We start from the raw sequence: 13,351 nt of genomic DNA, 5'->3' as shown, positions 1-13,351 counted from the left end.
GGGGGCGCCAACGTGACGGGCACGACCACACGCGGCAACAGATACGCTTTCCGTCGGCTGCGCGCGGTCAGCGTCGCCCGTCAGTTCTTTCTGTTGCAACTCGGTGTTCTGGCCGTGCTGGTGACCGCTGTCCTGGCCGCCGCCTACGTCGAGATATCCCACGAGAGCGAGTCGCACGCGGCCAACGTGTCCTTGGCCGTGGCGCGAACGCTCGCCCACAGTCCCGACGTACGTACGGCGCTGAGCCGGCCCGAACCCCCGCCGGGCCTGCAATCGCTGGTGGAAACCGTGCGGCAGGCCAACAATGTCGACTTCATCGTGATCGCCCGACCCGACGGGACCCGCTGCGTCCACCGCGACCCCACACGGCTGGGCACACAGATCAACTGGGACATCGCGCCGGTTCTCAACGGGCACGAGCTGACCCAGTTCTACCAGGGCCGCCTCGGAACGTCGGTGCGCGCGTCGGCGCCCGTGATCGGCGCGGACTCCACGGCCATCGGCATCGTGTCGGTGGTGATGACGCAGCCGAAGATCGGTGACCAGTTGCACGGCAGGCTGCCCGGGCTGTTGATCGCCGCCGGACTCGCCCTACTGGCGGCCGCGTTCGCGTCGTTCGTCATCAGCAGACGTCTGCGGCGTCAGACTCTCGGCCTGGGGCCGGCCGAGATCACCAGGATGTACGAGCACCACGACGCCGTCCTGCACACCGTGAGCCAAGGGCTCGTAGTCCTGGGACCCGACCGGCAGTTGGTACTGGCCAATGACGAGGCGCAGCGCCTGCTCAGCCTTGGTCCGGACGCCGAAGGCCGCCCGTCAACCGGCCTGACCGACTCTCCTTCGCTGCGGAAGCTGCTGACCGCCGGGCACGACGCCGAGGACGAGATCCACCTCGCGGGCGAACGAGTACTTGTCGTCACCCAGCGGACCGCCCGACGGGACGGCCGCCTCGTCGGCACCGTGGCGACCCTCCGCGACCACACCGAACTGCTTGCTCTGACCAGCGAACTCGACTCCGCGCGTTCCTTCGCCGAGTCTCTGCGGGCACAGGCGCACGAGGCCGCGAACCGGCTGCACACCGTGGTCACGCTGATCGCGGTGGGCAAACCGGAGGAGGCCATGGAGTTCGCCGCCGCCGAGCTGACCGCGACGCAGCAACTCGTCGACCGGGTCGTCGAGTCGATAGCCGATCCCCCGGTGGCCGCACTGCTGCTCGGCAAGGTCGCCGAGGCACAGAGGAAGGGCCTGCATCTGGTCATCAGCGATGACACACGGGTGGACACGGTTCCCATCGACGCCCGGGACCTGATCAGCATCGTGGGAAACCTGGTGGACAACGCGATCGACGCGGCGCTCACCACTCCGTCCCCCCGGAGGGTCGACGTCACCATGCGAACGGAAAGCGACACGCTGACGATCCGCGTCCGCGACACGGGTACCGGACTCGACCCGGCGACGGTCCGGACCGCGTTCACCGCCGGCTGGTCGACGAAGACCGCGGATCGCCCGCACGGCCGCGGGCTCGGCCTGGCGCTGGTGGCCCAGGTGGTGAAACGCCATCACGGCACGATCGACGTCATCAGTGACGGCGGGGCGATCTTCACCGTACGCATCCCGCTCCGGCAACAGCCGGAGCGCAACCACCGGCCAGAAACCTCCTCTTGACCACGTAGTCGCACTATGGGGAGTTCCGACAGCGCCGCAGGCGTGACGGCACGCGCAAGCATCGCCGTACGTCCTCGTGGTTGGCACCGTAGACCCGGCCACGGCTCAGCCGATCAGAGCCTGGTTGATCTGGCGGGTGGTCTGCGCGGCGACGCGGGGGTTGACGGCGGCGTACGAGATGTAGGCGTTCAGGCCGGTGGCCAGGGCCCAGCCTCGACCCCGGGCCCAGGTGGCGTCGTCGACATCGAGCGCGGCACGGAAAGCGGCCCGGCTCCCGGCCGACATCAGGGTGAAGGCGATGGTCAAGGTCGCGGGCCGGGTCGCCGATGCCGAGTTCACCGAAGTCGATGACCGCGCCGAGCTGGCCGTCGACGGTCAGCAGGTTGCCGGTGTGGATGTCGCCGTGGAACCAGACCGGAGGACGGTCCCATTCGGGGGCGTTCAGTGCCGCGTCCCACAGCTCGGTCAGGGCCGCGGTGTCGAACACGCCGCTGAGCTCCGCGAGAGCGGCCCGCGTCGCGTGATCCCGGTCGGCCAGCGGCACACCGCCCATGGCCACGGATAGCCGAAGCCGGGCTCACCCACTCCCACCGGTACCGGGATGGCCAGTGGCCTAGGTCCTGTCCGGCCGATCTTCGCGGGCCCGCGGCGCCGCAGTGACACGAGCCGCTGCCGCGGCGGGCGCACGCTCGCCGCGTTGTCGGGATCACCCCAGTACGTCCAGTACTGGGGAGACCCTCCGCCTTGCGATCGCCGCTCGGCATCCAGGGAGGAATCAAGGCGCCGAGACGAAGAGAGCGCAGCGAACGTAGTGCGCCAGACGCCGCGGCCTGATCCGCGAAGATCGGCCGGACAGGACCTAGCCGCCCGCGGTCACGGCCTTGAGTTCGTCCAGCGAATCCCGCATCAAGTGCGCCATGTCGCGTTCCTCGGCCGCCACGATCCAGCGCTCGAACCCGACCTTGAAGACGGCGACCCCCGCCTCGGCGGTCAGGCTTGCGGCCGGCTCCGCGACGCCGCGCCGGCGGAGGGTGTCGGCGAGCGCGGCCGACATGGAGGCGAGCTTGATCAGCTCGCGCTCCTGGAGTTCCGCGTTCGCCATGATCACAGCCTGTCGCTTCCGCGCGTACTCGCGACGGTCGGCGAACATCTCGGAGACGGCGTCAAGGCCCGCCGCCAGTGCGTCGATCGGCGCCGCGGACTCCGGAGCGTCGGCGACCGCCCGCACGAACAGTTCCTGCAACGCGCTGGAGCCGGCGAACAGCACCTCGCGCTTGTCGGCGTAGTGCCGGAAGAAGGTCCGCTCCGTGAGCCCGGCCCGTTTGGCGATCTCCACCACGGTGGTCTGCTCGAACCCGCGCTCGCTGTAGAGCTCCAACGCCGCTTTCGCCAGGCGCCCCCGCGCGTCCGGCTCCCATCTACCCATGCGCAGATCCTACGCGATGGCAGCGACTGACATCAGGTGCTAGCCTCGATGACAGCCACTGCCATCAAAAGTTTGGAGTCCTCCCATGCGCATCTTCGTGACCGGCGCGTCCGGCTGGATCGGTTCCGCCGTCGTTCCCGAGCTCATCGACGCGGGGCACCAGGTCGTCGGGCTCGCCCGCTCCGACGCCTCCGCCGCCGCGCTCACCGCGGCCGGGGCGGAGGTCGTCCGCGGCACCGTCGACGACCTCGGCGTCCTGCGGGACGCAGCCGCCGCGTCGGACGGGGTGATCCATCTCGCCTTCAAGCACGACATCGCCTTCAGCGGCGACTTCCAGGGCGCCGCCGAGGCCGATCGCCGCGCCGTCGACACCTTCGGCGACGCGCTCGCCGGCACCGACCGCCCCTTCGTCCTCGCCTCCGGCGTGCTCGGCCTCGCGCCCGGGCGTGTGGCGACCGAGCGGGACATGCCCACGATCGACGGCTCGCCGCTCTCGACCCGATCGGCCACCGCCCAGGCGATGCTCGCACTCGCCTCGCGCGGCGTGCGCTCATCCGTGGTGCGACTGTCTCCGACCTGCCACGGCGAAGGAGACCAGGGCTTTATGGCCACCTTGGTCGCCATTGCCCGCGCCAAGGGCGTCTCCGGTTACATCGGCGACGGCGCCAACCGCTGGCCGGCCGTCCACCGCCTCGACGCCGCACGGCTGTTCCGCCTGGCCGTCGAGGAGGCCCCCGCCGGATCGGTGCTGCACGGCGTCGCGGACGAGGGCGTCGCGATCCGCGACATCGCCGAGGTGATCGGCCGTCACCTCGACGTGCCGGTGACCTCCGTGGCCCCCGAGGCCGCGGCCGACCACTTCGCCTGGCTGGGCGCCCTCCTCGGCCTTGACGCCCCGACGTCGAACACCCTGACGCGGGAGCTGCTGGACTGGGAGCAGACCCACCCCGGTCTCCTCGAAGACCTCGACAAGGGCCACTACTTCCAGGTCCCTGCCACCACCGCCTGACCAACAGCGGAGACGCCACCTGCGCGGTACGCGTCCAGTCTCACGCAGATAGCGTTTCCGCGGGGTCGACGAGCTGTGCGGCTTCGCCCGTCACCGCTCCGGCCAACGGTCCATCAGCTCACGACCGCCAGCTTGGTCAGCTTCCCCCAGCCCAGGCTGTCCAGCCTGCTGAACAGGTTCTTGATGTTGGACGGGTTGAGCTTGATGCAGCCGTTGGAGTAGTAGTCGTTCGGGTTGCTGTTGGTCCACTTCTCGGACTCGATCGAGCCCTGCTTGCCGTTCGGCTTCATCTCGCTGTGGATGAACAGCTCGGTGCGCTTGGCGCCCTTGCTGCATCGCTTGTCGGCGAGCTTGATGACGTAGCCGTTGATGATTCCGTCGAAGTTCTTGCGGTGGAACTCGATCTTGTAGTTGCCGTTGGGCAGCCAGCCCTTCCCGACGGCGCAGGTGTTGGTGCTGGTCCCCGATCCGGCCTTGTAACTCGCGATGACCTTGTCGGGGCCCGCGACGCTCTTCATCAGAGACAGCTTGGAGTTGGTCACGGTGTTCTTGTCGAACTTCAGGTAGTACGTCGCGGCGGCGGCAGCGGTACGTTCGCCCGCCGGCTGCGCCTGGGCCGGGGCCATGGTGGCCGTCAGACCGCCGGCGAGGGTCATCGTGAGGACTATGGACGCAAGGCGTGCTCGGGTTCCCATGCGAGGGCTCCTGTCGTGAGTTCGTACGGCGCCCGGCGTGATCGCTCGGGCTGCGACAGAGCCTTCCGGGGCAACGCGGAACCTGACAATGGCGGTTCGATGTCCCGGACAGTCCCGCTCTGTCCGGGCTGGTCAGAGCGGTGTCCGGGACATGGGAGCGCATCGGAATGCGCCGCCTCGAACCGACTGGGGGCGCTACGGGCCGTACCGAGGGCCGGTCGCGAGTCCGGTGTTCTCGATGTCCGCCCCGAGGTGGCCGTGTGGCCGGTCCCCCGGGAGGCGTCGGGCGACCGCCGCACTTCGCTGAGCGCCGCACCGCGGCGAGCGCCGGCCCCTGTGCGGAGGTCACAAAGGCCGTCGGGCCGCTGTCACTCGCGCTTCATGTGCCAGTGAATCCATCCGGCCTGCCCGCCGTCGACGAGCAGGTCGGTGCCGGTGATGTAGAGCGACTGCGGGCCCGCGAGGAACGCCACGGCGTCGGCGATCTCCCCCGGTGTTCCCATGCGGCCCGCGCCGCACTCCTCCAGCATCCTGAGCATGTGCCCGTTGGAGTCCGAATCGGCCTCGGCCTTCGACATCGCGGTGGATATGACACCGGGGCTGACCGTGTTCACCCGGGCGCCGCGCTGGTTCCAGGCGAGCGCCGCGGCCTGCACCCGGACATGGTTGGCACGCTTGGCCACGATGTACGCGCTCGTCGAGTCGTCGCCCACGGCGGTGACCGCCGCCAGCCCGAGCAGTTCCTCGGGGGGAGCCGTCGCCAGGGCGGCCTCGTCCTCCCGGCTCAACGACGCGTAGTGGCCGGCCATGCTGGACACGCAGACCAGCGATGTGCCGCGGACCGCCACCTTCTCGAACGCGTCGATCACGTACACCGTGCCGAGCAGATCGACCTCGAAGATCTTCCGCGCCGACGCGGTCGCGGCGGCTACGCCCGCGGTGTGCACCACGGCTGTCAGCCGGCCCTCGCCGGAGGCGATGTCCGCGAGCTTCTCGACCGAAGCGCGGTCGGACACATCGGTCAGCACGCCACGCACCGCATATCCCTCGGCACTCATCGCGTCGACGACCCGGTCGAGTTGCTCGGGCGAGGCGTCGGCGAGGATGAGGGTCCGTCCGCTGCCCAGCCGGCGCGCGATCGCCGACCCCATGCCGCCCGCCCCCGTGACCACCACCACGTCACGGCCGTCGTATGTACGGTCCTGCATGAACAACCTCCTTGTTGTCGGGTGGGCTCCCGGAATCCGGGAGCCCACCCGGTGAACGGCGGGCAGTGTCAGGCAACCTCGTTGACAGCGGCGCCCGTTGTCTCGGTCGGTACGGCCTCGCGCCAGGCGGCGCCGGTCGCGACGGCCTGACGCCACAGACGGATCGCCTTGGGCGGCATCCCGACCGCGAGCGCGCCGGTCACCCGGTCGCCGGTGCGGTAGGCGGCCACGAAGCGGCGTTCGGCGAGGTCCCCGTCCACGACGGCGACTTCGTCGTGCCCGCGGAGGTAGCCGTACGCCTGGATCTTCATGTCGTACTGGTCCGACCAGAAGTACGGCACCGGCGCGAACGGCTTGCGCGCCTCGGGGTGGAGCAGATTCCGGGCGGCGGCCATGCCCTGCTCGGCGGCGTTCGTGCGGTGCTCGATCCGCATCGAGACCCCGAACAGCGGGTTGTACCAGCGGGCCACATCCCCCGCCCCGTACACCCCCTGGCCGGCCTGGCAGTACTCGTCGCACACCAGCCCGTCCCGCACCGTCAGACCGCTGTCCGCCAGCCAGTCGGTGTTCGGCAACGACCCGATGGCCACCAGGATTTCATCGGCCCCGACGAGTTCGCCGTCGTCCAGCAGCACCCCGTCCTCGGTGACCGCGCTGACCGACACCCCGGTGCGCAGATCCACCCCGTGCTCCAGATGGGCACGTGACAGCACCCCGCCGACCTGATGGCCGACCGCCTGGGCGAGCGGCACCGGTGCGGGTTCGATCAGCGTCACCCGGGCGCCCAGCTTCCAGGCCACCGCCGCCGCCTCGGCTCCAAGAAACCCGGCGCCGACCACGACCAGCCGCCGTCCCGGCCCCAACAGGCCGCGCAGCGCCAACGCGTCGTCCAGGGTGCGCAGTACGTGGGCACCCTCGCCGGGCAGGCGCCGCGGGCGTACCCCGGTGGCGACGATCAGCCCGTCGTACGCCACCTGCGACCCGTCCGCCAGACGCACCGTACGGTCCGTGGTGTCCAGTCCGGTCGCCGCCACCCCCAACCGCAGGTCCAGGCCGAGGCTGTCGAGGACCTGGTACGGGCGCAACGGCAACTGCTTCGTGCCCCACTCGCCGGACAGGATCTGCTTGGACAGCGGGGGCCGGTCGTAGGGGGCATGCGGCTCGTCACCGACCAGGGTGAGTGTGCCGTCGTAGCCTTCCCGGCGCAGGGTCTCAGCTGCCGCGAGCCCGGCGGCCGAGGCGCCCACGACCACGATCCGCTTCACCCCTCCACCAGCCGGATCGCCGCCGCCGGGCAGATGGCCGCCGCCTCGCGCACGCCGTCGTGCAGCTCGGAGACGGGGTGCTCGTCCAGCAGGATCGCAACGCCGTCGTCGTCCCGCTGGTCGAAGACCTCGGGGGCGGCCATCACACACTGCCCCGATGCCACACACTTCGGCTCGTCCAGTTCCACGCGCATTGTCGTTACCTCAGTTCTTACTTGGGGGGTTACCAGGCCACCGGCAGGCTGTGCACGCCGTACGTGGTCCCGGTGTGGTCGAATTCCAGCTCCTCGATCCCGGCGGCCAGCCGGAGGGTGGGGATGCGGCGGTACAGCGTGCCGTAGACGACCTGGAGCTCCAGACGGGCCAGGTTCTGCCCCAGGCACTGATGCGGCCCGTATCCGAACGCCTGGTGCGTACGCGCCGGCCGGCGCACATCCAGCCGGTCGGCCTCCGGGAACGCCTCCGGATCCCAGTTCGCCGCGTGCAGATCGAAGATGATCCCCTCCCCGGCCCGGATCACGACGCCGCCGATCTCGATGTCCTCCTTGACAACCCGGCGCACCCCCGTCTGCACGATGGACAGGTAACGCAGCACCTCGTCCACCGCGTTCGCGATCACTTTCGGGTCCTCGGTCTCCCGCACCACCGCCAGTTGGTCGGGATGCTGCAACAGCGCCAGCGTGCCGAGACTGATCATCGTGGCCGTCGTCTCGTGACCCGCGATCAGCATGGCCACGCCCATGTGCACGGCCTCGGTCCGGGTCATCTCCCCGGCTTTGACGCGACCGCCCATCTCCGACAGCACGTCCTCGCCCGGGTCGGTCATCTTCTCCCCGAGCAGGTTGTCCAGGTACGCGGACAGCGCACCGCTGACCTCCCGGGCCTTCTCGGGCGGCGCCGTGCTGTCCAGCACCAGACTGCTGCTGCTCTGGAAGAAGTCATGGTCCTTGTAGGGCACCCCGAGCAGCTCCGCTATCACCAGCGACGGCACGGGCAGGGCGAGCGCCGTGAGGAGATCCACCGGGTTCGGCCCGTCCAGCATGGTGTCGATGAGATCGTCGACGATCTTCTGGATCGCCGGCCGTGCCTTCTCGATCCGCTTGACCACGAACGGTCCGTTGACCGTCCGCCGCAACCGCGTGTGCTCCGGCGCGTCCGTGTTCGTGATCAGCCGCGGCGTCACCGGTGCGATCTCCGCTCGGTGCGCGTTCACATAGGGAAATCCGGGGTCGAGGTCGTCGTCGCTCACGCGGGGGTCGGTCAGCAGGGTCCGCTGGTCGGCGTGCCGAGTGACCAGCCAGGGCGTGCTGCCGTTCCAAATGCGCACCTTCGTGATGGGTTTCGCCGCCCGCAATTCCTGAACGGCCGGAGCCGGGGCCAGCGGGCATTCCGCCGCCCGCTGCAACGGATATTCGGGCAGCGACTCGGCCGCGCCGCTCACGGGGCAAGAAAGGGTGTCGGACATTCGCGTCTCCTTGGTGATGTGGGGGCTCCGGCCGGAATGGCTGCGGAGATCCGGAGAAACATTTGGTCGAAGAGTTCGACTACTCACATGAAAGCGGAGTCGACTGACACGTTCCGGTCAGTTCCCTGACATTAGCCGGACGTGGTGCACGTCACACGCCCGCCCGAGGGCTGGTCGAACGGCGTACTGATCGATACGGGAGAAATTTCCCTATCGCACCGGACAACGCGAGACCGGGTGTCCCCCGGGCATTCGACCGCAGAGAAATCCCGACCGGCATCGAGGCATGCGGAATTGATGTGGAGCGTCTGGAATGGTGCGCCTGCGTACCTATCGCGCACAAGAGAGTCGAGAAACTCAACCCCCGATACGAAGGGCCTATCATTTCGTCGCCCTGGAGCCGCCGGAGCCGGCCGCCTACGACGTGACACCTGTGACCTCCGCCGGCTCGGCCCGTCCGGAGGCCGCCGGCGCCGCCGCCACGACGCCGGGGCGGTGGCGCGGGAGGAACGCGGCGAGGACGAAGGCGAGGACGGCCGCGCCGGCACCGATGGCCATGACCACCTTGAAGCCGCTTTCGGAGGGCAGGGCGGCGGTACCGAAGCTGATGGTCATCTGGGCGAGAACGACACCGGCGATGGCGCTGGCGATCGATGTACCGATGGATCGCATCAGGGCGTTGAGACTGTTGGCGGCGGCCGTCTCCGACGCGGGCACGGCGCCCATGATGAGTGCGGGCATCGCGCCGTACGCGAAGCCGACGCCGGCGCCGATGACGCAGGAGACCATGACGAGGTGCCAGACCTCTGACATCAGCGCGATATTGAGGCTGTAGCCGGCGGCGACGATGACGGCGCCGAGCATCAGGGTGACCTTCGGGCCCTTGGACTTGGAGATGGCAGCGGACAGCGGGGCCATCGCCATCATCACCAAGCCTTGCGGGGCCAGGACCAGGCCGACGGTCAGCATCGACCGGCCCAGACCGTAGCCGGTGGCCTCGGGCAGCTGAAGCAGCTGCGGGAGGACCAGGGACATGGCAAACATCGAGAAGCCGAACGCGATCGAAGCGAGGTTGGTGAAGAGCACCTGGCGGCGCGCGGTGGTACGCAGGTCCACCAGCGGCTGCGCGGTGCGCAGCTCGAAGACGCCCCACGCCAGCAGGACGACGACCGCGAAGGCGAACAGCCCGAGTGTGGTGCCGCTGGTCCAGCCCCAGTCGCCGCCCTTGGAGATGCCCAGCAGCAGGGACACCAGGCCGGCCGCCATGCCGAGGGAGCCGGTCAGATCGAAACGTCCGCCGGTGCGCACCTTGGACTCGGGCACCAGCATCGTGACAAGTACGGCAGCGACGACGCCGAGGGCGGCCGAGGTCCAGAACAGAACGTGCCAGTCGAAGTTGTCGGCGATGAAGGCGGCCGACGGCAGGCCGAGGGCACCGCCCACACCGAGCGAGGCGCTCATCAGCGCGGTCGATCCGGCCAGCCTTTCGGTGGGCAGCTCATCACGCATGATGCTGATGCCGAGAGGGACGACGGCGGCCGCCAGGCCCTGCAGCGCCCGTCCGACGATCATGGGGATCAAGGACTCGCTCAGCGCGCAGACGACCGAACCGGCCACCAGCAGGGCCAGGCTGACCAGCAGCATGCGGCGCTTGCCGTACATGTCACCGAGACGCCCGGCGACCGGGGTGGCGACGGCGGCGGCGAGCAGGGTGGCGGTGACGGCCCAGGCGGCGTCGGAGGCAGAGGCGTCAAGGAACTTGGGCAGTTCGGGGACGATCGGAATGACCAGGGTCTGCATCAGCGAGACAACGATTCCGGCCAGGGCCAGCACTGCCACTACGGCGTTCGACCTCGGCGGGGCGGAGCCCCGGGCGTCGGCGGAGTGGGCAACGGTGTCGGACATGGAGGGCCCCCGTCAGGGTGATCGGATGTGCTTGACTCACGCAAGCATAAATCCCTTGATTGACTTAATCAAATCTTGTCGGGTGATCGTCCTGTTCCCGATGACGGGTTCCGCGGGCATCACCGGCGAGCTCTTCCGAGGCAGGACTCGGCAGCGCTGCGTGGCGGGCGCGATACTCAGACAGTCCAGGGCGACGTCGGCGCGTACCATCCGGCCGACGGTCGCGGGCCCCGACGAGCCGTCGCGTTCGGCGCGGGCCCAGGCCAGGGCGGGGCGCCGGCCGTGCCGCTCCGAGAAGCCTTCACGGCGGAACAGGTCGAAGGCCACCTGGGCCAGTTCGGCCCGGACGGCGGCCCGGGCGATATCCCGTGTGTTCGTACGCGCTGTTCCGCTCACCCCGCGATCCCAACCACCCCATGGCCCTGATTTGCAGGAGTGCGCCTCAGTAACTAACGTGCCACTGAGTTTCATGTGAGACGTGAGAAATCACAGTCGGGCTTGAGGGGCACAGGTGGAGACCCGAACGCCTCTCTCCCGCTGAAACGGAGACCTTGGACCCTGACCGAGACTCAGCCTCCGGTCAGTTCCTTGACGCGCTCGGCCAGGACACACCTGCTCTCCGTATCCACCCCCACCACGAAGTGAGACAACGATGACCGCCGCTGTGCACGGCTCGTCCGTAGACATCCCCACCCAGGACGGAACCGCCGACGCCTATCTGGCCCACCCCGACGACAGCGCCCCGCACCCCGCCGTCCTCTTCTACATGGATGCCTTCGGACTGCGCCCGCACCTGAAGAAGATGGCCGACCGACTCGCCTCGGCCAGCTATACGGTCCTGGTCCCCAACGTCGTCTACCGCTACGGGCGGGCGCCCGTGGTGGAGCTTCCCGAGTTCATCAACCCGGCCGAGCGCCCGGAGATCATCCAGAGCATCCGCCCGGCCATGGAGACGCTCACCCCCGAGGCGGCCATGCGGGACGCCGGCACCTACCTCGACTGGCTGGCCGCCTCTCCCCTGACCACCGGCGGCCCGGTCGGCATCACCGGCTACTGCATGGGCGCCGGCCTGGCCCTGCGCACCGCCGGCAGCTACCCGGACCGGGTGGCCGCCGCGGCGGGCTTCCACGGCGCGTACCTCGCGAGCGACGCGCCGGACAGCCCTCACCTGCTCGCCGGCCGCATCACCGCCGAGCTCTACTTCGGCCACGCCGACCAGGACGCCACCCTGCCCCCGGAACAGATCGACCGCCTCGACAAGGCCCTCACAGCGGCGGGCGTGCGGCACCGCGCCGAGGTCTACACCGGCGCCCACCACGGCTTCACCCAGGCCGACACCGCCATGTACAGCGCCGAAGCGACGGAACGCCACTGGACGGCCCTGCTGGAACTCCTGGGCCGCAACCTCTGATCCGTCAGTAGGTTCCTCGACGGTCAGTCGTGCCGACCCGCCGTTCGCGCCGCCGTGGAAGGTGACGCGGAGAGTCATGTGGCTGCCGCCTCGTCAGGAGTGCTGGGGTGCAGCGGCAGTTCGGCGACGACTTCGAAACCTCCTTGAGCGCGTCGGCCCGCGCGGAGGCGGCCGCCGACGGACAGAGCGCGCTCGCGCATGCCGACGAGGCCGTAGCCGCTGCCGGAGGCCGGGGAAGAGGGCGGTGTCACGCCTCCCTCGTTGGTGATGGTGACACCCAGCCGGTCGCGGGAGTAGGCCAGCCGCACCGCGGCCGAGCGGCTGGCCGCGTGCTTGGTGACGTTGGTGAGCGCCTCCTGCACGATGCGGTACGCCGCCAGATCCGCCCCGGCGGACAGCGGCCGCGGCTCTCCCGCGCCGGTGACGGTCACCGTGAGTCCGGCGGTCTTGAACGAGGCGATCAGCTCGGGGAGTTGAGCGAGCCCGGGAACAGGATCCAGGGGCCACTCCTGATCGTCGGTGTGGCGCAGCAAGCCGACGGCGGCCCTGAGTTCACGCAGGGCCGATGAGGTGGTGCCCGCGAGTTCGGTGACGATCCTCTCGGCCTCCGCGGGCCGGCTGCGCAGGGAACGCGCGACGACACCGGCCTGGATCTTGGCCAGGACGAGGTGATGGGCGACGACGTCGTGCAGTTCCCGGGCGATGCGCAGGCGCTCCTCGGTGACGCGGCGCCGCGCATCTTCTTCCCGGGTTCGTTCCGCGTGCTCAGCGCGGGCTTGCACCGCCTCCAGAACGGCCGCGCGAAGCCGGGTCGCGGTGCCGAGGGAGGTGGGCAGCAGCAGCCAGAAGACGGGCCCCATCAGCTTGAGGACCAGGGGCTCATCGGTGGGGCCGGCGATCAGTGCTGTAACCAGCAGCAGTGCGATGCCGGTGAAAGCGAAGCCGTTCGCGGTGCGCCGGTCGGTACGGACGGCCAGCGCGTAGAGCGCGACCATGAGCGGCCCCAGCAGCAGGACCGTGAGGATGTAGCCGAGCGCCGTCATGGCTATCGCGCACACGCCTGTCACCACGGCGGTGGTACGGGGGCGGCCGTGGCGCCACAACAAGGCGGTGCTGGAGATGACGCCAAGCAGCACCCCGGGCCACCACGGAACCCCCAGGTCACGGCCGGGAAGCGGCACCGCGCTACCGGGAAACGAGCAGGCACAGAACACGACGGCGACGGCCACATCGACGATGCGGGGGTGGTCGCGCAGCTGCTGCTGCAATCTTTTGATCATGGACCGTGGTTCCTGTTCGATG

At 69.5% G+C, this 13,351-nt stretch carries 11 protein-coding genes and 1 pseudogene; 3 read left to right on the top strand and 9 right to left on the bottom strand.

Annotated features, from left to right (window positions below; all coding sequences use genetic code 11):
• Positions 1 to 12 precede the first annotated feature (12 nt).
• The gene (locus tag IF11_RS0125620; RefSeq protein WP_063759233.1) at positions 13 to 1,665 is read left to right on the top strand and encodes a sensor histidine kinase; all 1,653 of its coding nucleotides are present in this window, start codon (positions 13 to 15) and stop codon (positions 1,663 to 1,665) included.
• 105 nt (positions 1,666 to 1,770) lie between these two features.
• On the opposite strand, the pseudogene IF11_RS39250 reads toward IF11_RS0125620, so the two are convergent.
• Positions 1,771 to 2,277, bottom strand: a pseudogene (locus IF11_RS39250) (phosphotransferase); the annotation flags it as partial.
• A gap of 247 nt (positions 2,278 to 2,524) precedes the next feature.
• On the bottom strand, positions 2,525 to 3,091 hold the full coding sequence (locus IF11_RS0125610) for a TetR family transcriptional regulator (RefSeq protein WP_030354091.1): 567 nt from the start codon (positions 3,089 to 3,091) through the stop codon (positions 2,525 to 2,527).
• A gap of 85 nt (positions 3,092 to 3,176) precedes the next feature.
• Between IF11_RS0125610 and IF11_RS0125605 the strand changes: the two genes are divergently transcribed.
• The gene (locus IF11_RS0125605) at positions 3,177 to 4,100 is read left to right on the top strand and encodes an SDR family oxidoreductase (protein WP_030354090.1); all 924 of its coding nucleotides are present in this window, start codon (positions 3,177 to 3,179) and stop codon (positions 4,098 to 4,100) included.
• 113 nt (positions 4,101 to 4,213) lie between these two features.
• On the opposite strand, the gene IF11_RS0125600 is transcribed toward IF11_RS0125605, so the two are convergent.
• The 6 genes from IF11_RS0125600 to IF11_RS0125575 form a co-directional block, all read right to left on the bottom strand.
• Positions 4,214 to 4,795, bottom strand: coding sequence for a L,D-transpeptidase family protein (locus tag IF11_RS0125600; protein ID WP_030354089.1), 582 nt, complete (start codon positions 4,793 to 4,795; stop codon positions 4,214 to 4,216).
• A 368-nt stretch (positions 4,796 to 5,163) separates the two neighbouring features.
• The gene (locus tag IF11_RS0125595) at positions 5,164 to 6,003 is read right to left on the bottom strand and encodes an SDR family oxidoreductase (RefSeq protein ID WP_030354088.1); all 840 of its coding nucleotides are present in this window, start codon (positions 6,001 to 6,003) and stop codon (positions 5,164 to 5,166) included.
• Between the two features lie 68 nt (positions 6,004 to 6,071).
• The gene (locus tag IF11_RS0125590) at positions 6,072 to 7,268 is read right to left on the bottom strand and encodes an NAD(P)/FAD-dependent oxidoreductase (RefSeq protein WP_030354087.1); all 1,197 of its coding nucleotides are present in this window, start codon (positions 7,266 to 7,268) and stop codon (positions 6,072 to 6,074) included.
• Complete coding sequence (locus tag IF11_RS0125585) at positions 7,265 to 7,462, bottom strand: ferredoxin (protein ID WP_030354086.1); 198 nt, start codon at positions 7,460 to 7,462, stop codon at positions 7,265 to 7,267. The genes IF11_RS0125590 and IF11_RS0125585 overlap by 4 nt, the downstream gene beginning before the upstream one ends.
• 29 nt (positions 7,463 to 7,491) lie before the next feature.
• Positions 7,492 to 8,733 carry a cytochrome P450 gene (locus tag IF11_RS0125580; protein WP_030354085.1) on the bottom strand — a complete coding sequence of 414 codons (1,242 nt, stop codon included), beginning with the start codon at positions 8,731 to 8,733 and terminating at the stop codon, positions 7,492 to 7,494.
• 417 nt (positions 8,734 to 9,150) lie between these two features.
• On the bottom strand, positions 9,151 to 10,638 hold the full coding sequence (locus IF11_RS0125575; RefSeq protein WP_030354084.1) for an MFS transporter: 1,488 nt from the start codon (positions 10,636 to 10,638) through the stop codon (positions 9,151 to 9,153).
• Positions 10,639 to 11,290: 652 nt separating this feature from the next.
• On the opposite strand from IF11_RS0125575, the gene IF11_RS0125565 reads away from it, so the two are divergent.
• Positions 11,291 to 12,049 (top strand): dienelactone hydrolase family protein, encoded by a 759-nt coding sequence (locus tag IF11_RS0125565; protein WP_030354082.1) that lies wholly within the window; start codon positions 11,291 to 11,293, stop codon positions 12,047 to 12,049.
• 74 nt (positions 12,050 to 12,123) lie between these two features.
• On the opposite strand, the gene IF11_RS0125560 is transcribed toward IF11_RS0125565, so the two are convergent.
• Positions 12,124 to 13,329, bottom strand: coding sequence for a sensor histidine kinase (locus tag IF11_RS0125560; protein WP_030354081.1), 1,206 nt, complete (start codon positions 13,327 to 13,329; stop codon positions 12,124 to 12,126).
• Positions 13,330 to 13,351 lie beyond the last annotated feature (22 nt).

The organism is Streptomyces scopuliridis RB72 (assembly GCF_000718095.1).
Classification (GTDB): Bacteria; Actinomycetota; Actinomycetes; order Streptomycetales; family Streptomycetaceae; genus Streptomyces; species Streptomyces scopuliridis.
Note: the sequence above shows the minus strand (reverse complement) of the source record. Positions and strands in the feature narration are given on the sequence as shown.

What these genes read in the sequence shown, in the direction of transcription:
- IF11_RS0125610 (WP_030354091.1), bottom strand. Translation starts at nt 3,091, where the DNA reads ATGGGTAGATGGGAGCCGGACGCGCGGGGGCGCCTGGCGAAAGCGGCG.
- IF11_RS0125580 (WP_030354085.1), bottom strand. Translation starts at nt 8,733, where the DNA reads ATGTCCGACACCCTTTCTTGCCCCGTGAGCGGCGCGGCCGAGTCGCTG.
- IF11_RS0125605 (WP_030354090.1), top strand. Translation starts at nt 3,177, where the DNA reads ATGCGCATCTTCGTGACCGGCGCGTCCGGCTGGATCGGTTCCGCCGTC.
- IF11_RS0125575 (WP_030354084.1), bottom strand. Translation starts at nt 10,638, where the DNA reads ATGTCCGACACCGTTGCCCACTCCGCCGACGCCCGGGGCTCCGCCCCG.
- IF11_RS0125585 (WP_030354086.1), bottom strand. Translation starts at nt 7,462, where the DNA reads ATGCGCGTGGAACTGGACGAGCCGAAGTGTGTGGCATCGGGGCAGTGT.
- IF11_RS0125595 (WP_030354088.1), bottom strand. Translation starts at nt 6,003, where the DNA reads ATGCAGGACCGTACATACGACGGCCGTGACGTGGTGGTGGTCACGGGG.
- IF11_RS0125560 (WP_030354081.1), bottom strand. Translation starts at nt 13,329, where the DNA reads ATGATCAAAAGATTGCAGCAGCAGCTGCGCGACCACCCCCGCATCGTC.
- IF11_RS0125600 (WP_030354089.1), bottom strand. Translation starts at nt 4,795, where the DNA reads ATGGGAACCCGAGCACGCCTTGCGTCCATAGTCCTCACGATGACCCTC.
- IF11_RS0125565 (WP_030354082.1), top strand. Translation starts at nt 11,291, where the DNA reads ATGACCGCCGCTGTGCACGGCTCGTCCGTAGACATCCCCACCCAGGAC.